Genomic DNA, 21,979 nt, shown 5'->3' on the forward strand with positions numbered 1-21,979 from the left:
GCCGGTGCTGCTGACGGTCGGTCACGGCGCGCTGGGCCGCGCCGACCTCACGGCGCTGCTCGCCGCGGCGGGCGTGGCGGCGCTCGTCGACGTCCGCCGGTTTCCCGGCTCGCGCACCAACCCGGACGTGCGCCGTGAGGCCCTCGAGGACTGGCTGCCCGCGGCGGGCATCGTCTACCGCTGGGAGCCGGGCCTGGGCGGGCGGCGCCACCTGGCCCGCGAGGAGAAGGACGCGTCCCCGGACATGTGGTGGCAGGTCGAGGCCTTCCGCGCGTACGCCGCCTGGACCCGGGCGCCGGAGTTCCGCGGCGCGCTGGCCGACCTGCTGCGGCAGGCAGCGGCCACCCGCACCGCCGTCATGTGCTCGGAGGCGGTGTGGTGGCGCTGCCACCGCCGGCTGATCGCCGACGTCGCGGTCCTCGCGCACGGGACCGAGGTGCACCACCTCATGCCGGACGGGCGGCTCCGCGCCCACATGGTGGCCGACGGCGCGCGGCTCACCGGTCCCGGTGAGGTGGTGTGGGACGGCGGGGACATCAGAAGCTGATGCCGTGCTCTGCGCGGTAGCCGGCGAGCACCGTGTCCACGAACCGGGCGGTGCGCAAAGCACTTTGCCCCGTGCTCGGTGAGGTGCCGTGCCCGGTCAGCTCGTCGACCACCGCCTGGATGAGCGGCTGCTGGACCACCTCGGGATACGGGGCGTCGATGTGGCGCTCGCCGTCGGCGGTGCGGAGCACGAGGGGCTCGGTGCCGAAGGAGGAGAAGGACAGCGACCCGGCGGAGCCGATGATCTCCACCTCGTCGCGCTGCTCGGCGGCGGTGAAGGACCACAGCCCCACCCCCTGCACGCCGGAGGTGAAGATGAAGGTCGCGGTGACCACGTCCTCCGCGGGATAGCCGCCGCCCTGGTTGCCCGCCGCGCCGCTGACGGCGCCCACCGGGCCGAGGAGGTGGTCCAGGAGGTCCAGGGTGTGCGAGCCGAGGTCGACGAAGAGGCCACCGCCGGAGATCTCCGGCTGCACACGCCAGGGCAGGTGGTCGGGCTCCCACATGCCGGGCGTGCCGAGGGTGCGGACGCTGACGGCGCGCGGGGTGCCGATGGCGCCGTCGTCGAGCAGCTGTCGCACGGTCGCGAACCGGGGCATGGCGCGGCGGTAGTAGGCCACGAACAGCGGCACTCCGGCCCGCTCGCACGCCGTGATCATCTCCTCGCACTCGGCGGCGGTCCGCGCCATGGGCTTCTCCACGTACACCGGCTTGCCGGCCGCGGCGACGCGCACGGCGTAGTCGCGGTGACTGTCGGGCGGGGTGGCGATGTAGACGGCGTCCACCTCGGGATCGGCGATCAGCGCGTCGGCGTCGTCGTACCAGCGCGGCACACCGTGCCGGCGGGCGTAGTCGGCGGCCTTCGTGCCGTCCCGGCGCATGACGGCGACCAGCTCGGACCGCTCCGCCCGCTGCAGCCCGGGGCCGCTCTTGCGCTCGGTGACGTCACCGACGCCGATGATGCCCCAGCGGACGGTCTTGAGTGTGGTCGTGGTTCGCACAGGAGCAACCTACGGCAGGCCGCCCGAGCGGTCGTTGACCCGGTTGCCGCCGCCGTCAGTGGACCTCGACCGGCTCCCCGGCGGGACCGTCGGTGGCGGAGCTGTCGAGCGCGAGCCCGCCGACCGCCCGGTCCTCCCAGGTCAGGGCGGTCCACCCCTGCGCGGGGCCGCCGTCGAGGACGACGACGCCGGTGTTGCCGAGCGGGTTCGTGGCCACGAAGTCGACGGAGACGTTGTCCGTGCGCGCCGCCGTCCACGCGCGGATGGCGGCGCCGTGACTGACCAGGACCGCCGTCGCCGCGCCGGTGGCGGCCACCTCGGCGACCACGTCGTCGTAACGGCCAAAGAACTCTGCCCCGCTCTCCCCGCCCGGGATGCGTGAGTCCAGCCCGCCGTCGTGCCACGCGAAGATGCCCTCGAGGTACGCCCGCACCGAGGCGTCGTCCCCGCGCATCTCCAGGTCACCGGCCGTCACCTCACGGACGCCGTCCCGGACCATCACGTCCAGGCCACGAGCGGCGGCGAGCGGGGCGGCGGTCTGCTGGGTGCGCACCAGAGTCGAGGCCCACACCGCCTCGACCGGCTCCTCGGCCAGCGCCGCCGGCAGCGCCGCGGCCTGGCGGCGGCCCAGCTCGGTCAGATCCGCGCCGGGCGCGGCGGTGTCGAGCAGGCCACCGACGTTGGAGGAGGTCTGTCCGTGCCGGACCAGGATGAGTCGCATGCCCTCCATCCTCGCCCGGCACCCGGCGGGGGTGAAATCCCCGCCGGTCATGAGATCGAGCACCATGGTGCGGGCGCGGCCGGTGGGCGGGACGATGAAGGTATGAGCCGGCGCAGGCGGCTGGACGGGTCGGTGGCGGCCCGGGTGGTCGATGCGATGGACGCCGTCGACCGCCGCGACTTCCTGCCCTCCTCCCAGCAGCGCTTCGCTCGGGCCGACCTGCCGCTGCGCATCGGTCATGGCGCCACGTGCTCGCAGCCCAGCACCGTGGAGGTCATGCTCGAGCTGCTCGACGCGCGCCCGGGTGACCGGGTGCTCGACGTCGGCTCCGGGTCGGGATGGACGACGGCGCTGCTCGCCCGGCTCGTGGCGCCCGGCGGCGCGGTGGTCGGCGTGGAGATCGAGCCGGACCTGGTCGAGATGGGGCAGGCGAACCTGCTCGGCGCGGACGTCGCCGCCCGCATCGAGCAGGCGGTGCCGGGTCACGTCGGCCGCCCCGAGGACGCCCCGTACGACCGGATCCTCGTCTCGGCGGAAGCCCGCCACGTGCCCCGCGCGCTCGTGGATCAGCTCGCCGACGGCGGTCGTCTGGTGGTGCCGGTGCGTGGTGAGCTCGTGGTGCTCGACCGGGCCGGGGCCGAGTCGACCATCCGCCGCTACGGGACGTTCCAGTTCGTCCCCCTGCGAGCCGCGGGCGACGACTGAGACCCTCCCTCTGTGTGTTCCCGGCGAGATGTCATCTTCTCCGGATCAGTTCCCGGCGAGATGTCATCTTCTCCGCGAGATGTCATGACATGTCGCGGAGAAGATGACATCTCGCGACTCCCGTAGGACCTGCGGGGCTGGGCTCTCAAAGCGCCCGAGCGAGCCGTTCCCGGAACGCCACCAGGGCGGCGGCCACCTCCTCGGAGCACGTGAGGGTCCACTCGAGCTCCGGCGGGATCCACAGCAGGCCCATGAGCAGCTCCGCCGCCGAGCTGCCGCCGATCGGCCAGTCCACCGTGCCGTCGGTTCCCTCGGTCGCCTCGCTCGCCCAGACCCCGAAGTGCGCGCGCACCTGGTCGATCGTGGCCCGCAGGTGCACCACGGCCTCGTGCCGCTGGCGGACCGCGGAGTGAGCCGCCTGCACGAACTCGGCGGCATCGGCCGCGGGCAGGTCACGAGGGGCGAACCGCACCCCGGTGCCGAGCAACGAGCCCATCCGGTCGATCCGGAAGGTCCGCCAGTCGGCCCGGTCGACGTCCCAGGCGACGAAGTACCAGCGGCGCCCCTGCGGGACGAGCGAGTGCGGCTCGACGAGACGTGAGGACTCGACGCCGTCGCGGTCGGCGTACCGGAACCGCAGCCGTTCGTGGTCACGGCAGGTCAGCGCCAGCTGGGCCAGCACGTCGGCGGCCACGGTGGGCTCCGCTCGCACCGCCGGGACCGTGTGCGCCTGGATCGCCGCGACGCGCCGGCGCAGGTGCCGCGGCAGGACCTGTTCGATCTTGGCCAGCGCGCTGAGCGAGGTCTGCTCGCCATGGCCCACACCCTGGATGGCCGCGGTGCGCAGGCCGACGGCGATGGCCACCGCCTCGTCGTCGTCCAGGAGGAGCGGCGGGGTGTTGCTGCCGCTCTCGAGCTGGTAGCCGCCCGCCCCACCGGGGCGCGCCGCCACCCGGTAGCCGAGCTCGCGCAGCCGGTCGATGTCACGTCGCAGCGTGCGGTCCGTCACGCCGAGCCGCTGGGCGAGCTCGGCACCGGACCAGAAGCGGTGCGTCTGCAGCAGGCTCAGCAGCCTCAGCGCCCGCGGTCGGATCCGACATAACGGGAAACCTACTCGCCGTCGCGGACAGGATCTGTCCTAGACGGTGCCTAGCGTCGAGTCATGGTCACGGAACCGATCATCAGCGCCCGGCAGCTCACCAAACACTTCCGCGGGCCGGGCGGCAAGGACGTGGTCGCCGTGAGCGACCTGACGATGGACGTCGCCGAGGGGTCGCTCACCGCGTTCCTCGGGCCCAACGGGGCGGGGAAGTCGACGTCGCTGCGGCTGCTGACCACCTTGCTCGCGCCCACCGACGGCAGCGCCCGGGTCTGCGGGTTCGACATCGTCACCGAGCCCGAGCAGGTCCGCGCCCGCCTGGGCTATGTCGGGCAGAAGAACGGCGCGGGCCTGTACCAGCGCGTCCGCGACGAGCTCGTCTCCCAGGGGATGCTCTACGGGCTCGGCCGCGCCGAGACCCGGCGCCGCGTGGACGAGGCGGTCGACGCGCTGGACCTCGGTGAGGTGGTGGACCGCAAGACGATGCAGCTCTCCGGTGGGCAGAAGCGCCGGGTCGACATCGCGCTCGGCCTGATCCCCGCACCGCGGCTGCTCTTCCTCGACGAGCCGTCGACGGGTCTCGACCCGCAGTCGCGGGCGCACCTGTGGGAGCACATCCTCGAGCTGCGCCGCCGGTACGGCATGACCCTGTTCCTCACCACCCACTACCTCGACGAGGCGGACCAGTTCGCCGAGCGCGTCATGATCGTCGACCACGGCCGGATCATCGCCGACGACACCGCCCCGCACCTGAAGGCGAACCTCGCCGGGGACCGGATCACCCTCACCATGGCCGGCCCGTGGGACGGCGCTGACGAGCTCGTACACCGCGCGGCGCGCGCCACCGGCGTGGGGCCTCCGACGATCCAGGCGACGCCGACGGCGAACGGTGCGCGCGCCGTCGTCCATCTCGACTCCGGCGACCGTGCGCTGCCGCACCTCATCCGCGAGCTGCAGGGGGCCGGCCGGCGGGTGCTCGCCGCCGACCTCGCCCGGCCGACCCTCGACGACGTCTTCCTCAACCTCACCGGGCGCAGCCTTCGCGAGGAAGGCCGGCACGAGCCTGTCCCAGAGCAGCCTCAGACCGCAGGAGTCCCGCGATGACCACCACGACCCCCACCGTCGCCCGCCCCTCCGGCGTGCTGCGCGACTCGCGCAACGTCTTCCTCCGAGAGCTGCGGCCCATGCTGCGCGACCCGTTCAGTCTGGTGTTCTCCCTCGTGCAGCCGCTGATGTTCGTGGCCCTGTTCGGCCCGCTGCTCGGTGGCATGAGTGGGCTGCCCATCGCCGAGGCGTTCCAGTGGTTCGTCCCGGGCATCGTGATGATGATCGCGCTGTTCGGCACGGCGATGACCGGCTCGAACCTGCTCTACGAGATTCAGAGCGGCGCGCACGAGCGCATGCTGGTCGCCCCGGTGGCCCGGTCGGCGCTGCTCGTTGGCCGCGCGGTCAAGGAGATGGTGCCGCTGGTGGTCCAGGCGGTGGTTATCTCCGCCGTCGCGGCGCTGTGGGGGTTCCGCCCCTCGCTGCCCGGGATGGTGGTGGGGCTGGGAGTGCTGGCGGTCTTCGGGGTCGGGCTCGGCGCGCTGAGCTACGCCCTGGGCATCGCGTCGCGGGAGCGGGATTGGATGTTCTGGGGCGTGCAGCAGGGCCTGCTGTTCCCGCTGATGCTGCTTTCGGGCATGTTGCTGCCGCTGGAGACCGGGCCGCGCTGGATGCAGGTGCTCGCCCTGTTCAACCCCTTGACGTACATGGTCGAGGCGGAGCGGGCCCTGTTCAACGGCGCCTTCGGCGATGCCGCGGTCTGGCAGGGCGCAGTGGCGGCGGCGCTGACGGCGGCCGTGGGCCTGTGGGTGGGCATCCGCGCGATGCGGCACAGCATCTGACGCATGGGCGGCGTATCGGCCGACCTCGAGGCCCGTGACGCCCCGCTCGAGTACTGGTTCGCCAAGCTCGACAGCGGTGACGTGTCGCTCCTCGTCGACTTCATCGTGCGTCGGTGGACGGGAACGGCGCAGGTCCGCATCTGCGCCTGGGTGCGCGGCGCGGGCCGCGTCCTGCACAGAGGCGCGACTAGCACCTGGCGCGCCGGCGGCCCGGTCGTCGTGATTGAGGACAACGTGCTTGCGGAGCGGACCACGAGGGGCCAGGTGGACGACGTCGCGTGGGACCTGGCCTTCGAGCCGGGTCTCGCACGCATCGTGGTCGAGGCGACCCGCCGCGGCGGGCCCGCCAGCGAAGGCCTCAGTCTGTCGAGAGGGCGGCATCCGAGGAGAACACCATGCCGAGTGCGACCTCTCCGCTGGTCAGCGCCTGCTTGGTCAGCGGCCCTCCCGCGTCCAGCGAGACGAACTGAGCGATGTCGAGGCCGTAGGTGTCCTCGAGGCCCGGCTGGCAGAAGGGGCGGTCGGGGCACTCCGGAGGGCCGCCGAGTACCAGCCCGCTGCACGCCTTGCCCAGCTCGGTCAGCGTGCTCACCCCGTGCTCGTCCGCGAAGGCCGCGGTGACGGCGTAGGCGTTCTGGTCGGCGGCCTCGGAGGGCTGCCCGAAGCTGAGGCCGACCTCTTCCCCCAGCGTCCGCAGGTTCTCCACCGTCGCGTCGAGGTCGGGGCTCGCCAGGGGGTTGTCGGTGGTGGCGTCCGGGCCGTTGACCTTCTTGTTGAGAAACTCTGTGAGTGTCCCGGCGTACTCGGGCACCACGGTGATCTCGCCGGACTCGAGCGCCGGCTCGTAGGTCTCGCGGTTGCCGATGGTGCGCACCTCCGCGGAGTAGCCGGCGTCGCGCAGGGCGAGGGCGTAGAGCTCGGCGAGCGTGGCGGACTCGGAGAAGTTCGCCGCGCCGACGACCACGTCCCCGCTGCCCGAGGTGTCGGTGACCTCGATGCCCTGCTGCTCGTAGAAGGCGGCGGCGGCCTGGCTCGAGGTGCTGCGCTCGACGTCGACCTGCCGGTTGAGGTCGATCAGGGTCGGGGTGTCGAGGGCTGCGGAGACGGCGTCGAGCGCGGCCACCATCGCTGGCTGCTCGGCGTCGGCGTGGAAGGCCGGGATGACGTTGTCCACGGTCTGCAGGTTCTGGTCGTCCTCGAGGACGACCATCTTCTCGTCGGCCATCGGCTCGCACGCCATGGCCGTGCTCGTCGTCGCTTCTCCTGACGCCGCCGAGCTGGGAGCCTCGCCGCCGGCGGAGCCGGGGTCCCCACAGGCGCTCAGCACGAGCAGGGCAATACCGCCCAGTGCGGGGACGAGGGTACGGTTCCTGCGCATCGGACCTCCGGTGTGCGTAGCCACGCCAGGCAGACGTCGGCGGAGGTCATTGGACCGTGCCAGCGCGGCTCGCGCAACCTTTTCCGCGTGTGCGCCGGTCAGGGCACCGCACGAGGTAGCCGACGAGGTCCTGGGTCAGTCATCTACCCGAACCGGCCATCGCCGCTCAGGCGTCGGTGGCCTGCCGGGTCCCCCGCACGCTGGGCCCCGCCACCCGCACCGGCCGCGGGGTGAGGGTGCGCTGCAGCAGGGCCAGGCCCCACTCCAGGCCGAGGCACAGCACGACCACCAGCAGCGCGCCGGCGAGCGCGTTGCCGAAACGTTGCGTGGCGATGCCGTTGGCGATGATGAGCCCCAGCCCACCCCCGCCCACGAGCGAGGCGAGGGACACGGTGGCGACCACCTGCACGGCCGCGGTTCGCAGCCCGGCGCCGATCAGCGGCATGGCGAGCGGCAGCTCCACCGCCGTCAGCAGCCGCAGGGGCGACATGCCCATGCCCACACCGGCCTCCCGTGCGGCGGGCGAGACCACCTGCACACCGGTGTAGGTGTTGGACAGGATCGGCGGGACCGCGAAGATCGCGACGGCGAGGATGGTGGGCAGCTGACCCAGCCCGAGCCCGGCGGTGAACACGAACAGCAGCGCGAGCGTGGGGATCGCGCGGGTGAGGTTCGCGACCGCGACCACCAGCGAGCCGTGCCGGCCGGTGTGGCCCAGCCACAGCCCCAGCGGCAGCGAGACCACCGCGGCGAGCAGCACGGCCACGAACGTCATCCACAGGTGGTCGCCCAGCAGGTCGAGGATGCCCGAGGGCCCCGTCCAGCTCAGCGGGTCGTTGAGGTAGCGGACCGCGTCGCCGAGCACCCCGCTCACGCCGACCTCCGGCGCACCCAGGGCGTCAGCGCCCGTCCAGCCGCGAGGAGCAGCAGATCCGCCACCAGGGCGATGAGCAGGCACAGCACCGCGGCGGTCATGATCTCCGCCCGGTAGCTCGAGTTGAAGCCCCGGTACATGAGCTGGCCCAGCCCGCCGTAACCCACCACCACCCCGACCGTCACCAGCGCGACCGTGGAGACGGTCGCGAGCCGCACCCCGGTGAGGATGGCCGGCAGCGCGAGCGGGAGCTCGACGGCGAGCAGCCGGCGCGCGGAGGAGTAGCCCATGCCGCGGGCGGCGTCGCGCACCTCCGCGGGGACGCCCTGCAGGCCCACCAGGGTGTTGCGCACGAGGACGAGCAGCGCGTAGAGCGTCAGCCCGATCAGCACGGTCGTGCGCCCGATGCCGGTGAAGGGCACCAGCAGCCCGAACAATGCAAGGGACGGGACGGTGTAGAGCACGGCGGTGGTGCCGACCGCGGCGCTGCCGAGCGCGGGCACCCGGTGGGCGAGCACGGCGAGCGGCAGCGCGACGAACAGGGCGATCACCATCGCCTGGACGGTCAGGCTGACGTGCTGGGCCGTGTACTGCGCGATGTCGGACCAGTTGTTCGCCAGGTAGCTCCCGGAGAACCACGGGTTGTCCGCGACTGTCGACATCGGCCTCACCGGCCAGACGCTACCGGCGCCCCGCCGTGCGCCGGTAGCGTCGGAGGATGCCGTCCGTTGCCCTCGGTGCTGCCCTGATCCGTTTTGAGGCCGCCGCCAAGACGTATGCGGACGGCACGGTAGCGGTCGCCGGCCTCGACCTGGAGGTGCGCGAGCACGAGCTGCTCACGCTCGTGGGCCCGTCCGGGTCGGGCAAGTCGACCCTGCTGCGCATGGTCAACCGGCTCGTCGAGCCCACCGGGGGCCGGGTGGTCGTCGAGGGCCAGGACGTCATGAGCCAGGACCCCGTGCTGCTGCGCCGCGGGATCGGGTACGTGATCCAGGACGTCGGGCTCTTCCCGCACCGGACCGTGAATCAGAACATCGCCACCGTCCCTGGCCTGCTGGGCTGGGACCGGCGGCGCACGCAGGACCGGGTGCGGGAGCTGCTCGGGCTGGTGGGCCTGGACCCCGCGGTGCACGGTCCGCGGTACCCGCACGAGCTGTCCGGCGGGCAGCGCCAGCGGGTGGGGGTGGCCCGGGCCTTGGCGACCAACCCCCGGGTGATGCTCATGGACGAGCCGTTCGGCGCCGTCGACCCGGAGGGCCGGCGGGCGCTGCAGGTGGAGTTCCGCCGCATCCACGACGAGCTGGGCACCACGGTCCTGCTCGTCACCCACGACATCGACGAGGCGGTCCTCCTCGGTGACCGGGTCGCGGTGTTCAGCCAGGGTGGGCGGCTGGAGCAGGTCGACACCCCGGTGCGCGTGCTCACCCGGCCCGCCACGCCATTCGTGGAGCAGTTCATCGGCGGCGCACGGGCCGTGCGCCTGCTCTCGCTCGCCACCCTCACACGCGCCGACCTGGAGCCCGGTGCAACGGCGCCCGGCGCGTCTGCGGCCGCCGCCACCCGGCCCGGCGGCACCCTTCGGGTGGGCGACACCCTGGAGCGGTGCTTCGCCGCCCTGGCCGCCAGCCCCGACGGCGTCGTCGCCGTCGAGGGCGACGACGGCGAGCCGGTGGGCGCCCTCACGCTCGCCGGCCTGCACGGCGCGTTGCGTCGCTCGGCCCGGGCCGGCTGACCTCCGCGCCGCCTACCGCGGGTTCGGGCAGGTCGTACTGCCCGGCCCTACCCGCCCAGCCGGGCCAGGCCGCGCGCGGCCTGCTCCAGCGTGGCCTCTTGCTTGACGTAGGTGAACCGCACGTACGAGCGCAGCTGCCGGGCCACCTCCCCGCCCGGCGTGCAGAACGCGGTGACGGGGATCGCCACCACGCCGGCCCGCTCCGGCAGGTCCCGGCACAGGTCGACGGCGTCCTCGTAGCCCAGGCCCGCGCCGTCGGCCACCACGAAGTACGTACCGCGCGGCACCACCGGAGCGAAGCCGGCCTCGGTGAGCGCACCGCACAGCAGGTCCCTGCGCTGCTGCAGCGACCGGGCCAACCCGGTGACGTACTCACCCGTCCGGCCCTCCTCGTCGGCGAGGCCCACGGCGACGGCGTGCTGGAACGGGCCCGAGGCAACATAGGTGAGGAACTGCTTCACGGTGCGGACGGCGGTGACCAGCTCGGCCGGACCGTGGAGCCAGCCGACCTTCCAGCCGGTGAAGGAGAAGGTCTTCCCGGCCGAGGAAATGGTCACGGTGCGTTCCGCCATGCCCGGCAAGGTAGCCATCGGGACGTGCCGGGCGCCGTCGTAGACGAGGTGCTCGTAGACCTCGTCGGTGACGACGACGGCGTCGTGCGCGATCGCCGCCCGGGCGATGAGGCCCAGCTCGTCGGCGGTCAGGACCGTGCCGGTGGGGTTGTGTGGAGAGTTCACGAGCACCAGGCGCGTGCGCGGGGAGAACGCGGCCTCGACGTCCGAGGCATCGAGGCGGAAGCCCTCGGGGGTGGGGCGCAGCGGGATGGTGCGGTGCGTAGCACCGCTCAGAGCGATCGCGGCGGTGTAGGAGTCGTAGAACGGCTCGAGGGTCACCACCTCGTCGCCCGGTCCGGCCAGAGCAAGGATCGTTGCGGCCAGCGCCTCGGTGGCGCCGGCGGTGACGAGGACCTCCGTGGCGGGGTCGACCTCCAGCCCGTAGCAGCGGCGCTGGTGGGTGGCGACGGCGTCGAGGAGAGCCGGGATCCCGGGGCCGGGCGGGTACTGGTTGTCGCCGCGCTCGATCGCCGCGATGGCCGCGGCCTTCAGATGCGCCGGCCCGTCGACGTCGGGGAAGCCCTGACCGAGGTTGACCGCCCCGGTGCGGGTGGCGAGTGCGGACATCTCCGCGAAGATCGTCGAGGAGACGGCACCGTCGGGGGCCAGCAGGCCCACCGCGCGCGCCACGTCCGTCCAGTGGCCGTGAGACATGGCGTCGATTCAACCCCGCCGAGCCGGGCGGCGCCCGCGCGGCCGAGGTGCGGACATCACACAGGGGATCGGCGGCCCGCACGCCGACCGTCGCCCGCGGTGTGCGTTCGCACCGCGCGGGCGACGGTCGACGGCTCCAGGACGGGAGGCGTCAGTACGTGCCGCCGGTACCAGCACCGGTGCCCGTGCCGTACCCGGTGGTCCCGGTGTCGGTCGAGCCACGGGACTCCTGGACCGCGTCCTTGGCCTGCTTGGCCTGGTCAGTCACGTTCTCCTTCGCGTGCCTGGCCTCGCCCTGCACCTCGTCCTTGGCGGCGGCGGCGGTGTCCTTGACCTCCGCTGCGCCGGACGTGGCAGTGGCCTTGAGGTCTTCGGCGGCCTGCTTGGCGGGCTCGCGCAGGTGCTCGGCCATCTCCTGGCCGGCACCCTTGACCTCGTCCTTGACCTGGCCAAGGGCGTCGCTGTCCTTGACCTGGCCGACCATCTCGCGTTCCTTGCGGGTGGAGGGGATGAGGCCCGCGGCGAGGAGCCCGACACCGAACGCGACCATCCCCGCAGCCCAGGGGTTGCCCTGGGCCTGGCTGCGTAACCGCTGGGGTGCGGCCGAGGCGGTGTCCGCCATCGAGCTCGCAGAGCCGCGCACGCTGTCCGTGGCGCTGTCCTTGGCGCCCATCACACGGTCCTTGGCATCTTCGGCCACACCGAACACCTTCTCCTTCGCGCCGCTGAACGCGTCCTTGACCTTCTCGGTCTGGCGTTCGGCGATCTTGCTGGGGCTGACCTTCTCGGTCAGGGCGTCGACGTTGTCGCTCAGGTCGGCGCGGGTGCGCTCGATATCGGCGCGGATCTGGTCCGGGTCGTTCGTCGTCATGATCGTTCCTGTCCCTTGAGAGCATCCGGAATCTTCTTGACCGTGTCTGCGGTCTGGGGCAGCCCCTCGGTCTTCCGCAGCTGCTTGCGGCCCATCGACGCCAGGATCAGCGCGATGACCGCCCAGATGATCGCCACGATGAGGGCGGCCCAGCCCAGCGCCGGGGTGTCCCCCGTTCCGAGCAGGGCACCCAGTGCCCACCACAGGGCAAGCGAGAGGAAGAGCAGCACGAAGTGGGTGGACCACGCGGCCCCGCCCAGCATCCCGGCGCCCTTCCCGGCGTGCTTCGCCGACTGCGCCGTCTCCGCCTTGGCCAGCGCGATCTCCTGGCGGATCAGCGTGGACAGGTCCTTGCTGATCTCGCCAAAGAGCTCACCGACCGAGGCGTCGGTCGGCTGCGTGCCCGGTGAGCCGACGACCGGCTGGGGAGGCTCGTACTGGGTGCTCATCGCGTGCCACCTGTGCCGTACGTGCCTGGCACCGTCCCCTCCCCGGAGCCGGTGGCGGAGGTGCCGTAACCACCCGTGGCCGGCGTGCCGTAGCCAGGCTCGGTGTAGCCCGGCTCCGTGGTGCGCGTGCCGTACGTCGGCGCATACTCGCTCACTCGCTCACCACTCGTCGCGGTGCCGTAGCCGTAGGCCGCACCGCGCGCCGGGTACGCCCGGCCGGCGCCGCCGTCGTCGTCGGACGAGGAGCTCTCGTCCTTGAGGCTGCGCGCCACGCGCCCGGCCACGAGCCCGAGGCCGGCGGCGATCGCGAGGAACGCACCGGGACGACGGCGGGCGAAGCTGCTCACCTCGTCGAGGACGTCTCCCGGCTCGCGGTCCTCGAGCCAGTCGCCCACCCGGCCGAGATAGGAGGACACCTGCCGGGCGATGTCGTTGGCCAGCCCCTGCTCCTGCACCTCACCGGACGCCATCGAGCTGAGCTCGCTCGAGAAGGACCGGATACCGCCGGCCAGGCGCTGCTGCTGCGAGCTCGCCTGGTCGGCCAGCTCGCTCCGGCTCTGGTCGAAGAGGGCCCTGGCTTGCGAGCGCGCCTCCCCTACCGTCTCCATCGCCTTGTCCTTGGCGACACCTACGGTCTCCTGGGCCTTCTCCTTGGCTGTGTCGGTGACGTCGCGGGCGCCTTGACCCGCCTGCTGCGCGACACCCGCGGCTTCGCCCTTGACGGTCTCGGACGTGCTCGAGGTGGTCGAGGACGCGCCCGTGGTCACCGGGTAGGTCGGCGGCGTTGCCGCCGTGCCGAGGGGATCCGGCATGCCGGGGTCGCGGTTCAGGTTCTCTGTCATGGTCGATCAGTCCTTCCGCTGGGATCTCCAGGTTCGTGCTCTGTGCGAGTGGTGCCTGGTTTGTCAAGAGTGCGTGAAAGTCGGTGCTCGCGCCTCTTGAGCGGCACATGCCGGCGGGCGGGGCCTTGGTGCCGCAGGCCGGGATCCCGCTCAGACGCGGTCCGCGATGCCCCGTTCGCCGCTGCTCCGCGCGCAGCTGGCGCAGCAGTAGATGTCGCCCTCGGACTCCACCCCGTGGCCCAGGATCCGCACCCGGCACCACGCACAGACGGGGGCGAGGGCCTGGGCGGCGCACTCGAAGCTGTCGTAGGTGCCGGTGCGGTCTCCTTTCGTCACCGTGAACGTCTTGTCGTAGTCGTTCCCGCACGTGTCACACCTGGCCATGGCCGCCTCCTCGACGAGTCGCTCGTTGCGGCCGGGACACCGTCGTCCCGACCGGTACCCGGCTGGTGCCCTCAGGGTCGCCCTAGGTTCTCGACGGCGCATCCCGGCCCGCCCGCCCTCCCGCGAGCGTGGGATGTCATCTCTTCGTCCTTCAGCCCTTCAGCCCGGTGGTGGCGATCCCCTCGATGAAGTGCCGCTGCCCGAGGAAGAACATGATGATCATCGGCACCGTGACGATGACCGAGGCGGTCACGAGGATCTCCCACTGCCAGTTGCCGCCGAACCCGAACTGGTCGACGAGCGCCTTGAGCCCCCGGGGGATCGTGAACTTGTCCGAGTCGCGCAAGTAGATCAGCGGGCGCATGAGGTCGGTCCACGACGCCTGGAACTCGAAGAGCAGCGTGACCACCAGGGCCGGTTTGGTCAGCGGCAGCGCGATGCGCCGGAAGATCGCCCAGTTGCCGGCGCCGTCGATCCGGGCCGCCTCGAACACCTGCCGGGGCAGGCCGAGGAAGAACTGGCGCAGCAGGAAGATGTAGAAGGCGCTGCCGAACAGGTTGCCCGCCCACAGCGGCGTGAGCGTGTTGACCTGGCCCAGCGAGTTCCAGATGAGGAAGGTGGGCACCATGGTGACCGCGCCCGGCAGCATCATGGTCGCGAGCACCAGGTAGAACAGCGCGTCGCGGCCGGGGAAGCGGAAGTAGGCGAACCCCCACGCCACGAGCGAGCTGGAGAGGGTGACGGCCACCGCCGCGAGCACGGTGACGAGCACGGTGTTGCCGAGCCACAGCAGCATCGGGGCCCGGTCCCAGACGTCGATGTAGTTCTGGAAGGTGAAGGTCTCGGGGATGAGCTTGTTGTCGAACACCTCCGTCCGGGGCTTGAACGAGGCGCTGACGAGCCAGAGGAACGGGTAGACGAAGACGACCGTCAGGGCGCACAGCGCAGCGCCGACGAGCGCCCGGCCCACCCGCGTGCGCGCCTGGCCCCGGGGCATGGCGGCGGCGACCTCGCCACCCCGGTCCGTCGTGGCCGCGGCCGCCGCCACCTCGACGACGGGGGCGGTGGCCTCCAGCGGACGGCTACTCATCGCTGCTCCCCCTCCAGGTACACCAGCCGCTTGGACACGCGCAGCTGGACGAGCGTGACGACCAGGATGATCACGAAAAGCAGCCAGGCCATGGCCGAGGCATAGCCCATGTTGAGGAACTGGAACGCCTGCTGGAACAGGTAGATCACGTAGAACAGGGCCGCGTCGTTGCCGTAGGTGGTGTTGCCCGCACCGAAGAACGCGGTGTATGTCTCTGTGAAGGTCTGGAACGCCGCGATGGAGTTGACCACGAAGACGAAGAACATGGGCCCGGAGATCATCGGCAGCGTGACGCTGACGGTGCGCCGCCAGAAGCCCGCGCCGTCCACGCGGGCGGCGTCGTAGAGCTCTTGGGGCACGTTGCGCAGCGCGGCCAGCAGGATGATCACCGAGGAGCCGACGGACCACAGGCTCATCGCGATGATCGCCGGCTTGACCCACTGCGGGTCGGTGGTCCAGTTGGGTCCGTCGATGCCGAAGACGCCGAGCACGTCGTTGATCAGGCCCTCCTGGCCGTTGAAGAGCAGGAGGATCAGGACGCCGACGGCGACCAGCGGGGTCATGTTGGGCAGGTAGAACGCGGTGCGGAAGAATCCCGCGGCGCGGCCGGCCTTGTCGAGCAGCAGCGCCAGCCCGAGCGAGATGAGCACCAGCAGGGGCACCTGGAAGACGGTGTAGACGAAGGTGTTCCACAAGGAGATGCGGATCTTGGGGTCCTCGAGGAGCTGGCGGTAGTTGTCCAGGCCGACGAAGCTGGGGTCGTTGATGACGTCGTAGTCGGTGAAGGACAGATAGGCGCTGTAGATCACCGGCCAGGCCGTGAAGACGAGGAATCCGACGATCCACGGGCTGATGAACGCCAGCGCGGCCCACATCTCTCGTCGTTCGTTGGGAGTGCGCACCCGGCGCGCCCGGCCCTTGCGGGGCGCGCCGGCGGCGACGACGGCGGTCATGGCCTACTCCTCGCGGTTCTCCCAGGCGGCCCAGGCGTCGTCGAGCACCTTCTGGGCCTCCTCCTGGGCCTGGGCCAGGGCATCCGCCGGCTCCGCCTGCCCGTTGAGCACGCTGTTGACCGCGTCCTGCCAGGCGCTCTTGAACTCGGCGTCGGCCGGGTTGGCCGGAAGGGAGAACGTGGAGTCGTTGGCCGTGTACATGGCTTCGACCGCCCCGTCCCACACTTCGTTGCCGCTCGGCGTGACGAGGCCCCGGACCGCCTCGTCGGCGGCCGTGTTGCCGGTCAGGATCCCGGTGAACGCCAGCCCGTCCGCCTCCCGGGCGGTCTTGCGGGCCTCGGCCGCGGCCACCCAGGTGTCCACCTCGGTCATCACCTTCATCCACCGGCACGCGGCGGCGGGGTTCTCGGTGCCGGACGGGATCGCCCAGGCGTTGCCGGACGCGTAGGCGATGGGCTCACCCTGCTTGTCGCGGACGGTGTCGAAGACCATCGGCACGTCCGGCGAGGCCTCGTTCAGGACGTTGATGTACCACTGCTCCATGGGCATCGCGCCGAGCACGTCGGTGGCGAACTGGTTGCCCTCGCCGAAGAAGTCGGCGGAGTCGCGGTAGGCCTTGACCTCCCCGAAGCCGCCCTGGCTGTCGTAGATGCTCACGGCCCACTCCAGGGCCTCCGCCACGGCGGGGTCGTCGAGCTGGGCGGTCCTGCCGTCCTCGGAGATGAGGTCGGTGCCGTTGGCGTGCGCCCACAGCGGGAGGAACTCGGGCAGCTTGGTGTCGTAGCCGATCACCTGCAGGGAGCTGCCCTCCCCTTGGTGCAGCGCCTCGTTCGCGGCCGAGAGCGCCTCCCAGTCCGTGCCGTTGACGTCGTCGACGCTGAGCCCGGCGGCGTCCAGCAGCTTCTTGTTCGCCATCGTGAGCTGGACCGTGTTGAACTCCGGGACGGCGTAGACCTCGCCGCCGAACGTGACCTGGTCCAGCGCCGCGGGAATGAACTCGTCCGTGGCGATGCCCTCGCCGTCGATGCAGGCCGTCAGGGGCACGATCGCGCCGCGCGAGGCGAACGTGCCGATCTGGTCCCGGCTGGCGTAGATCAGCTCCGGCGGCTGGCCCGAGCCGAGCGCGGTGAGGAACTGCTGGATGTCCAGCGCCCCCTCGGTGAGGGTCACCTCGACGTCGCCGAGCGCCTCGACGGCGAGGTCGTGACGGGTGGTGGCGACGTCGTCGCCGAGCCCGAAGCCCATGATGTCGAGCGTGCCGCTGAGATCGGCCTCGGGGTCGAAGGTGGCGGCGTCCCCGCCCTGCTCGCTCTCGCCGTCGGAGCTGTTGGTGCCCTGGGCGCACGCCGCGAGCGCCAGGCCCCCCGCGGCCGTCAGCGCGACCGCCCGTGTCACACGCCTGCTCATTGGTTCCTCCTCAGTTCCCCGTGCTGTGGCATTCCGAGCCGTTTCCGTGCGGATTTCGTGAAGGTAAGCCGGATCGCGCAGTCGCGCGACCGGAGCACCGGCCTACGAGCTCGGGCCGCGACGTCACTTGGGACAACCCGGCCCGCGAGCGCCTTCGTCCTTTGCGGTGACGCGGATGCGGCGGACACCTCGCCGCCCTACCGTTGGCCGCATCCCCGGCGGCCGAGCCGGCCTCCGGCCACGGCCGTCGGTGCTCGTTGACGAGCCGCACCCGCCAGGGAACGGAGTGAGCGATGACCTCGCTGTGGCTGGACCGTCCGGACCTCCCCGTCTACCCGCGTGTACCCGTCGGCCGCTCGTTCGGCATCGTCGTGGTCGGCGGCGGTCTGACAGGTCTGACGACCGCCCTGCTCCTGGCCCGCGCCGGCTGCTCGGTGGCAGTCCTCGAGGCGCGCCGGCTCGGTGCCGTCACCACCGGCAACACCACCGGGAAGGTCACCGTGCTCCAGGGCACCAAGCTCGCACGCATCGCGCGGCGGCACTCCGCCCACACGGTGGGCGCGTACGTCGAGGCGAGCCTGGAGGGCCAGCAGTGGCTGCTGCGGTACTGCGCCGACCACGGGGTCCCGGTGCAACGCCGCCCCGACCTGACCTTCGCCCAGACCGAGGAGGGCCGTGACGCCGTCGGGGACGTCCACGACGCCGCCCGGGAGGCCGGGTTGCCCGTGGAGTGGGTGGAGGACGCGGGCCTGCCGTTCCCCACCTACGGTGCGGCCCGCCTGGCGGACCAGGCCCAGCTCGACGCCGGCGACCTGCTGGTCGCGCTCGCCCAGGACGTCGAGCGCCACGGCGGGGAGATCTTCGAGGGCTCCCGCGTGATGGGCGTCCACGCCGGCCACCCGTGCCGGCTGCGCCTGCACGCCGGTGAGGTGCGCGCCGATCGTGTGGTGCTCGCCACGGGCACCCCGATGCTGGACCGCGGCGGGTTCTTCGCCCGGCTGGAGCCGAACCGGACCTATGGGGTGGCCCTGGACGTGCCCGGCCCGCTCCCGTCCGTGATGGCGATCGCGGGCGACCAGCCCTCCCGGTCGCTGCGCACCGCGCCGGTCACGGGCGGCGAGCGGCTCGTGGTGGCCGGCGGCAGCCACCCCGGCGGCCGCGCCGCGTCCCCGCGCGAGCGCATCCGGGAGCTGACGCGGTGGGCGGCCACGCACTTTCCCGGTGCCACCGCGACCCACGTCTGGTCCGCCCAGGACTACCGCGGGATCGACGAGCTGCCCTCGGTCGGGCCGCTGGTGCCCGGCTCGGACCGGGTGCTGGTGGCCACCGGCTACGACAAGTGGGGGCTCACCACGGGGGTCGCCGCCGCGCTCGCGCTGACCAGCACCATCCTCGAGGGCCAGATGCCCTGGGCACGTGCGCTACGGACGTGGCGCCCCAACGCACTCACCGGGCTGGACAAGGCGGTGCGGTTCAACGCCGACGTCGCCGCCCGCCTGGCGGCGGACCGCACCGCCCCCCGGGTGCACTCCTCCGCCGTCGTCCCGCCCGAGGGGCAGGGACGGGTCGAGCTGGACGGGCAGCGCCTGGTCGCGGTGAGCACCGTGAACGGGCGCACCCGGCGTCTCTCCGCGGCGTGCACCCACCTCGGTGGGGTGGTCGCCTGGAACGACGCGGAGTGCTCGTGGGACTGCCCGCTGCACGGTTCGCGCTTCGCGGCGGACGGGACCGTGCTCGAGGGGCCGGCCGTGTCCGACCTACGCCGCCTGGACCCGACCTCCCCACGGGACGACGGCGGCGCCGGCGGCGACATCTGACCGTGACTCCCAGGCCGTGCGGGGGCGCCCGGACGGAGGTGGCCGCGCCGCCCGGCTGTCAGACTCGTGGCACCGCGGCGGCACGGCCGGGTCGGCGGACCAGCCGGCACTTGACGGCCGCGCGTCCTACGGAAGGTGGTCACGATGGCGAACCGGCTCGCCGGGGCGACGAGCCCCTACCTGTTGCAGCACAAGGACAACCCGGTGCACTGGCAGGAGTGGGGCGATGCGGCGTTCGCCGAGGCCCGTGAGCGCGACGTGCCCGTGCTGCTGTCGGTCGGCTACGCCGCCTGCCACTGGTGTCACGAGGTGAAGCCGTCGATGGCTGTTGGCGGAATCTGACGAACCCGCAGGTCAAAGGGGCCGCGGCGGGTCGCCCGGGTTCATCCAAGACCGCCCTGGGACACCGATTTCAGGGCCTCGTGCATCACTCTCGTGTATCACTCGGGCGCTCCTGCGACGCGTCGAGGTACCTAACACGTCCTGGCGGACGTGTTAGGTCTAGCGCGACTTCTTAACGCGTTGCATATTTGCAACGCTGCCATTGGATGTGTCGCATGGACCTTGCGGAGCGCACCTCGACCCTGCGCCGGGCGAACGGGTTGAGCGCCCGTCAGCTCGCGGCGATGGTCGGCGTCGCCCCGACGACGGTGACCCGGATCGAGTCCGGGGCGGTGAGTCCGTCGTTCGACCTGGCGCAGGAGATCCTGGCCGTCCTGGGCGAGCCGATCGGCTTCACTGGAGTTGCCGACGTAGCCGCGATCGCTGCCGCACGGCTCGCGCTCGACCCGTCGCTCGGCGTCTCGGTCACGCCCGGAGTCGAAGCATGGCGACAGCGCTGGACGCGGATCGGGCTGGTCGATGACCAAGGTCGGGTCGTGCCAGGCAAGGAGTCGGATCTGCTGTTCAGTGCCGGCCGTGCCGCCCGGCTCACCCGTCGCCGCGAGGCAAGGCACTTCAAAGCTGGGCCGAGTGCGTACGACGTTGCTGAGGCCCTCGGCACGGCTGGTGTCGCATACGCCCTGACAGGTGACGCCGGGGCGAACCTCTACCGCTCCAGCGCGGGGGAGGCCTGGCCGGTGCTCTACGTCGAGGACGTCGCGCGCGCCGCCACAGCGGCCGGGCTCGTGCCGAAGGAGCCGGGCTCCTTCGGGATGAGGGTCACCCTGATCCCGTTCGACGGCGTGAGTGAGCTTGGCCGGATGGTGATCAACGACATCACTGTCGCCGCGCGCGATCAGGTGATCCTCGATACCTACGGCGGCATCGACCGCATGGCCGAGCAGGCCGACATCCTGCTGGGACGGCGAGTGCCATGACAGGGCTCAAGACGCCTCGCACCGAGATCGAGTGGAGCCGCCGCGCGGTCATCAACGTCTTGGCGTCCTCGCGGTCCACGCAGAGTCATTGACGTTGGTAGGCGCGCACGCCGTCCTGCTGCGGACGATGGAGCTCGATGTGCCGCGTATGCCGACGGGTGACGGCGACCTCGGGGTGACGCCCGGCCTGGTCGGCGGGACTTGACAAGGGTGTTACATTTCTCGACTTTGCATTTTCCGGCCAGCAACCCTGCTGGCCCCGTTCGCAGGAGTCGAGATGGCGAAGAGGACCGGGGGATACGGCGGCCGCAGCAGCGACACGCCCCGCGGTGCCTCAGCGTCCTCTTCCCTGCAGCGATCCTCCAACTCGCGCATGTGGTCGCAGCCCGCGACCACGAAGCAGGTAGCCGCGTTGAAGGCGAACGGCAACTTCGACGGCCAGTACTACAGCAAGGGACGTGCTGGTCAAGCCATCGGCCGGTCCGTACGAAGCGCGGCAGGCAATCCCGGCTCGCCTTCCCGCTCGGCGGGCGAGTAGATCAACTTCCTCAATGACGCAGTAGGCCACCACCTGATTCGCCAGCAGCAGGATCAGTCGCTGGCTCCGACCGCCTCGTTCCGCGAGGCCTCACGTGAAGTCGCGATCGCGACCACCCCAGACCACAACGTCGTCCTTGAGGAAGGAACCACCATGTCCCAGCTTTCTCCCGTCCGAAGTGTCGCTCACGAAAACAGCATCGCCTCCGTCGCAGCGCTCTCGGCCAGCATCGCTGCCGGCTCCACGCCGTTCGCCTACGTCCCGGAACTAGTGACGACGCTCCTCCCCCCACTGGTCGAGAGCAGCGACCCGTCACAGGTCCGGGCACTCGAGAAGGCGTTGACCGTGGCCAAGGGCACCCTCGCCAAGTCGCTGGCTCGCGCTCGGAACGAGCTGGTCGGAATCCTCCGCGAAGCACCCTCCGGCGTGTTCGCCTCTCCCAAGGCCAAGGCTGACGAAGTTCTGTGGCTCGCCTGCTCTGCCGACCTCGAGCAGCAGTTGATGCATGCGACGCAGTCCCGGAGGGGCAAGACTCAGCCCTCGAAGGTGATTGACGAGATGCTCGCCCAGGTCCGCCATCGGGTGGACCTCGCGCTGATCGAGGCCCAGGACATGGTCGAGATCGCCAAGATCCAGGCGGCGCTGTCCCCTGCGCCGGCGCGAGGCTACGAGCCGTGCTGGGGTGAGGTTACCGGCGTGAAACCGTTTGGAGCTTTCGTTCTCCTGCCGTCCGGCGAGTCCGGCCTCCTGCACGTCTCTGAGCTGCATCCGCTCAACGGCGGGCGCCGCGTCGATGACGCGGCGCTCCTCGTCAATGTTGGCCAGTCCATCTACGTCCGGGTGACCGGCAAGAACGAGAAGGGCCAGCTCAGCTTCGCCCCGGTGAGTGAGGCCTGATCATGCTCACGCTCTGGATCCAGTCCGCTCTCGGAGACTTCATGTCCAAGGCCATTGCGCCAGCCGCCGTCCATGCCGCTTCGCGGGTAGTGCCCGCCGAATACATGCCCGCAGTGTGTGAGGTTGTCGAGAAGCTCTTCAACCCCGCCGCCGTGCGCGTCGTCGGCAGTTGAAGTGACAGCTGATGACATACCTCACGCTC

Annotated in this window: 23 protein-coding genes and 1 pseudogene; 10 read left to right on the plus strand and 14 right to left on the minus strand. The window is 71.5% G+C overall.

Going from position 1 to position 21,979, the window contains the following annotated elements:
• Positions 1 to 4: 4 nt before the first annotated feature.
• Positions 5 to 547, plus strand: coding sequence for a DUF488 domain-containing protein (locus FE374_RS18165; RefSeq protein ID WP_139930861.1), 543 nt, complete (start codon positions 5 to 7; stop codon positions 545 to 547).
• On the opposite strand, the gene FE374_RS18170 is transcribed toward FE374_RS18165, so the two are convergent.
• Positions 537 to 1,547: a Gfo/Idh/MocA family protein gene (locus FE374_RS18170; RefSeq protein ID WP_139930863.1), complete on the minus strand. Its 1,011-nt coding sequence runs from the start codon at positions 1,545 to 1,547 to the stop codon at positions 537 to 539. The two genes, FE374_RS18165 and FE374_RS18170, sit on opposite strands and share 11 nt — an antisense overlap.
• A 55-nt stretch (positions 1,548 to 1,602) precedes the next feature.
• Positions 1,603 to 2,268: a histidine phosphatase family protein gene (locus FE374_RS18175; protein ID WP_139930865.1), complete on the minus strand. Its 666-nt coding sequence runs from the start codon at positions 2,266 to 2,268 to the stop codon at positions 1,603 to 1,605.
• 102 nt (positions 2,269 to 2,370) lie between these two features.
• On the opposite strand from FE374_RS18175, the gene FE374_RS18180 reads away from it, so the two are divergent.
• Complete coding sequence (locus FE374_RS18180) at positions 2,371 to 2,973, plus strand: protein-L-isoaspartate O-methyltransferase family protein (protein ID WP_139930867.1); 603 nt, start codon at positions 2,371 to 2,373, stop codon at positions 2,971 to 2,973.
• A gap of 145 nt (positions 2,974 to 3,118) precedes the next feature.
• Here the strand turns inward: FE374_RS18180 and FE374_RS18185 are convergent, their stop codons facing one another.
• Complete coding sequence (locus tag FE374_RS18185; RefSeq protein ID WP_179957390.1) at positions 3,119 to 4,066, minus strand: helix-turn-helix transcriptional regulator; 948 nt, start codon at positions 4,064 to 4,066, stop codon at positions 3,119 to 3,121.
• 69 nt (positions 4,067 to 4,135) lie between these two features.
• On the opposite strand from FE374_RS18185, the gene FE374_RS18190 reads away from it, so the two are divergent.
• Entirely contained in the window at positions 4,136 to 5,176 is a 1,041-nt protein-coding gene (locus FE374_RS18190) for an ATP-binding cassette domain-containing protein (protein WP_223173578.1), read from the plus strand.
• Positions 5,173 to 5,958, plus strand: coding sequence for an ABC transporter permease (locus tag FE374_RS18195; protein WP_139930872.1), 786 nt, complete (start codon positions 5,173 to 5,175; stop codon positions 5,956 to 5,958). Before FE374_RS18190 ends, FE374_RS18195 begins: the two co-directional genes overlap by 4 nt.
• Positions 5,959 to 6,316: 358 nt before the next feature.
• Here FE374_RS18195 and FE374_RS18200 read toward each other — a convergent pair whose 3' ends face one another.
• The 3 genes from FE374_RS18200 to FE374_RS18210 form a co-directional block, all read right to left on the minus strand.
• Complete coding sequence (locus tag FE374_RS18200; RefSeq protein ID WP_139930874.1) at positions 6,317 to 7,336, minus strand: glycine betaine ABC transporter substrate-binding protein; 1,020 nt, start codon at positions 7,334 to 7,336, stop codon at positions 6,317 to 6,319.
• A 166-nt stretch (positions 7,337 to 7,502) separates the two neighbouring features.
• Positions 7,503 to 8,210, minus strand: coding sequence for an ABC transporter permease (locus FE374_RS18205; RefSeq protein ID WP_139930876.1), 708 nt, complete (start codon positions 8,208 to 8,210; stop codon positions 7,503 to 7,505).
• The gene (locus FE374_RS18210) at positions 8,207 to 8,872 is read right to left on the minus strand and encodes an ABC transporter permease (RefSeq protein WP_139930878.1); all 666 of its coding nucleotides are present in this window, start codon (positions 8,870 to 8,872) and stop codon (positions 8,207 to 8,209) included. The genes FE374_RS18205 and FE374_RS18210 overlap by 4 nt, the downstream gene beginning before the upstream one ends.
• A gap of 56 nt (positions 8,873 to 8,928) precedes the next feature.
• Here FE374_RS18210 and FE374_RS18215 point away from each other — a divergent pair, with 56 nt between their 5' ends.
• Positions 8,929 to 9,942: an ABC transporter ATP-binding protein gene (locus tag FE374_RS18215; protein ID WP_139930879.1), complete on the plus strand. Its 1,014-nt coding sequence runs from the start codon at positions 8,929 to 8,931 to the stop codon at positions 9,940 to 9,942.
• A gap of 47 nt (positions 9,943 to 9,989) precedes the next feature.
• Here FE374_RS18215 and FE374_RS18220 read toward each other — a convergent pair whose 3' ends face one another.
• The 8 genes from FE374_RS18220 to FE374_RS18255 form a co-directional block, all read right to left on the minus strand.
• Positions 9,990 to 11,210: a pyridoxal phosphate-dependent aminotransferase gene (locus FE374_RS18220; protein ID WP_139930881.1), complete on the minus strand. Its 1,221-nt coding sequence runs from the start codon at positions 11,208 to 11,210 to the stop codon at positions 9,990 to 9,992.
• A 151-nt stretch (positions 11,211 to 11,361) separates the two neighbouring features.
• Positions 11,362 to 12,081, minus strand: coding sequence for a DUF3618 domain-containing protein (locus FE374_RS18225; RefSeq protein WP_139930883.1), 720 nt, complete (start codon positions 12,079 to 12,081; stop codon positions 11,362 to 11,364).
• Positions 12,078 to 12,530, minus strand: coding sequence for a phage holin family protein (locus FE374_RS18230; protein WP_139930885.1), 453 nt, complete (start codon positions 12,528 to 12,530; stop codon positions 12,078 to 12,080). Before FE374_RS18230 ends, FE374_RS18225 begins: the two co-directional genes overlap by 4 nt.
• Positions 12,527 to 13,372: a hypothetical protein gene (locus FE374_RS18235; RefSeq protein WP_139930887.1), complete on the minus strand. Its 846-nt coding sequence runs from the start codon at positions 13,370 to 13,372 to the stop codon at positions 12,527 to 12,529. The genes FE374_RS18230 and FE374_RS18235 overlap by 4 nt, the downstream gene beginning before the upstream one ends.
• A gap of 150 nt (positions 13,373 to 13,522) precedes the next feature.
• Positions 13,523 to 13,756, minus strand: coding sequence for a hypothetical protein (locus tag FE374_RS18240; RefSeq protein WP_139930889.1), 234 nt, complete (start codon positions 13,754 to 13,756; stop codon positions 13,523 to 13,525).
• A 151-nt stretch (positions 13,757 to 13,907) separates the two neighbouring features.
• Entirely contained in the window at positions 13,908 to 14,846 is a 939-nt protein-coding gene (locus FE374_RS18245; RefSeq protein ID WP_223173579.1) for a carbohydrate ABC transporter permease, read from the minus strand.
• Positions 14,843 to 15,799, minus strand: coding sequence for a carbohydrate ABC transporter permease (locus tag FE374_RS18250; RefSeq protein ID WP_139930892.1), 957 nt, complete (start codon positions 15,797 to 15,799; stop codon positions 14,843 to 14,845). Before FE374_RS18250 ends, FE374_RS18245 begins: the two co-directional genes overlap by 4 nt.
• A 3-nt stretch (positions 15,800 to 15,802) precedes the next feature.
• Complete coding sequence (locus tag FE374_RS18255) at positions 15,803 to 17,206, minus strand: type 2 periplasmic-binding domain-containing protein (protein WP_139930894.1); 1,404 nt, start codon at positions 17,204 to 17,206, stop codon at positions 15,803 to 15,805.
• A 293-nt stretch (positions 17,207 to 17,499) separates the two neighbouring features.
• On the opposite strand from FE374_RS18255, the gene FE374_RS18260 reads away from it, so the two are divergent.
• From FE374_RS18260 to FE374_RS19310, 5 genes and pseudogenes are all read left to right on the plus strand, one after another.
• A complete protein-coding gene (locus FE374_RS18260) occupies positions 17,500 to 19,023 on the plus strand; it encodes an FAD-dependent oxidoreductase (protein ID WP_139930896.1) in 1,524 nt (507 codons plus the stop codon).
• Between the two features lie 144 nt (positions 19,024 to 19,167).
• Positions 19,168 to 19,329, plus strand: a pseudogene (locus FE374_RS18265) (DUF255 domain-containing protein); the annotation flags it as partial.
• 251 nt (positions 19,330 to 19,580) lie between these two features.
• The gene (locus FE374_RS18270) at positions 19,581 to 20,342 is read left to right on the plus strand and encodes a helix-turn-helix transcriptional regulator (RefSeq protein WP_168205748.1); all 762 of its coding nucleotides are present in this window, start codon (positions 19,581 to 19,583) and stop codon (positions 20,340 to 20,342) included.
• 691 nt (positions 20,343 to 21,033) lie between these two features.
• Positions 21,034 to 21,777 carry a S1 RNA-binding domain-containing protein gene (locus tag FE374_RS18275; protein ID WP_139930900.1) on the plus strand — a complete coding sequence of 248 codons (744 nt, stop codon included), beginning with the start codon at positions 21,034 to 21,036 and terminating at the stop codon, positions 21,775 to 21,777.
• A gap of 2 nt (positions 21,778 to 21,779) precedes the next feature.
• On the plus strand, positions 21,780 to 21,950 hold the full coding sequence (locus FE374_RS19310; RefSeq protein ID WP_168205749.1) for a hypothetical protein: 171 nt from the start codon (positions 21,780 to 21,782) through the stop codon (positions 21,948 to 21,950).
• The last annotated feature ends 29 nt before the right edge of the window (positions 21,951 to 21,979 follow it).

It is taken from the genome of Georgenia yuyongxinii, assembly GCF_006352065.1.
Lineage (GTDB): Bacteria > Actinomycetota > Actinomycetes > Actinomycetales > Actinomycetaceae > Georgenia > Georgenia yuyongxinii.

Excerpts from the sequence above, each read along its gene's own strand:
- FE374_RS18255 (WP_139930894.1), bottom strand. The coding sequence starts at position 17,206 with ATGAGCAGGCGTGTGACACGGGCGGTCGCGCTGACGGCCGCGGGGGGC.
- FE374_RS18220 (WP_139930881.1), bottom strand. The coding sequence starts at position 11,210 with ATGTCTCACGGCCACTGGACGGACGTGGCGCGCGCGGTGGGCCTGCTG.
- FE374_RS18240 (WP_139930889.1), bottom strand. The coding sequence starts at position 13,756 with ATGGCCAGGTGTGACACGTGCGGGAACGACTACGACAAGACGTTCACG.
- FE374_RS18195 (WP_139930872.1), top strand. The coding sequence starts at position 5,173 with ATGACCACCACGACCCCCACCGTCGCCCGCCCCTCCGGCGTGCTGCGC.
- FE374_RS18225 (WP_139930883.1), bottom strand. The coding sequence starts at position 12,081 with ATGACGACGAACGACCCGGACCAGATCCGCGCCGATATCGAGCGCACC.
- FE374_RS18230 (WP_139930885.1), bottom strand. The coding sequence starts at position 12,530 with ATGAGCACCCAGTACGAGCCTCCCCAGCCGGTCGTCGGCTCACCGGGC.
- FE374_RS18250 (WP_139930892.1), bottom strand. The coding sequence starts at position 15,799 with ATGACCGCCGTCGTCGCCGCCGGCGCGCCCCGCAAGGGCCGGGCGCGC.
- FE374_RS18235 (WP_139930887.1), bottom strand. The coding sequence starts at position 13,372 with ATGACAGAGAACCTGAACCGCGACCCCGGCATGCCGGATCCCCTCGGC.
- FE374_RS18260 (WP_139930896.1), top strand. The coding sequence starts at position 17,500 with ATGACCTCGCTGTGGCTGGACCGTCCGGACCTCCCCGTCTACCCGCGT.
- FE374_RS18215 (WP_139930879.1), top strand. The coding sequence starts at position 8,929 with ATGCCGTCCGTTGCCCTCGGTGCTGCCCTGATCCGTTTTGAGGCCGCC.
- FE374_RS18275 (WP_139930900.1), top strand. The coding sequence starts at position 21,034 with ATGTCCCAGCTTTCTCCCGTCCGAAGTGTCGCTCACGAAAACAGCATC.
- FE374_RS18245 (WP_223173579.1), bottom strand. The coding sequence starts at position 14,846 with ATGAGTAGCCGTCCGCTGGAGGCCACCGCCCCCGTCGTCGAGGTGGCG.
- FE374_RS18190 (WP_223173578.1), top strand. The coding sequence starts at position 4,136 with ATGGTCACGGAACCGATCATCAGCGCCCGGCAGCTCACCAAACACTTC.
- FE374_RS18180 (WP_139930867.1), top strand. The coding sequence starts at position 2,371 with ATGAGCCGGCGCAGGCGGCTGGACGGGTCGGTGGCGGCCCGGGTGGTC.
- FE374_RS18210 (WP_139930878.1), bottom strand. The coding sequence starts at position 8,872 with ATGTCGACAGTCGCGGACAACCCGTGGTTCTCCGGGAGCTACCTGGCG.
- FE374_RS18175 (WP_139930865.1), bottom strand. The coding sequence starts at position 2,268 with ATGCGACTCATCCTGGTCCGGCACGGACAGACCTCCTCCAACGTCGGT.
- FE374_RS18270 (WP_168205748.1), top strand. The coding sequence starts at position 19,581 with ATGGACCTTGCGGAGCGCACCTCGACCCTGCGCCGGGCGAACGGGTTG.
- FE374_RS19310 (WP_168205749.1), top strand. The coding sequence starts at position 21,780 with ATGCTCACGCTCTGGATCCAGTCCGCTCTCGGAGACTTCATGTCCAAG.
- FE374_RS18200 (WP_139930874.1), bottom strand. The coding sequence starts at position 7,336 with ATGCGCAGGAACCGTACCCTCGTCCCCGCACTGGGCGGTATTGCCCTG.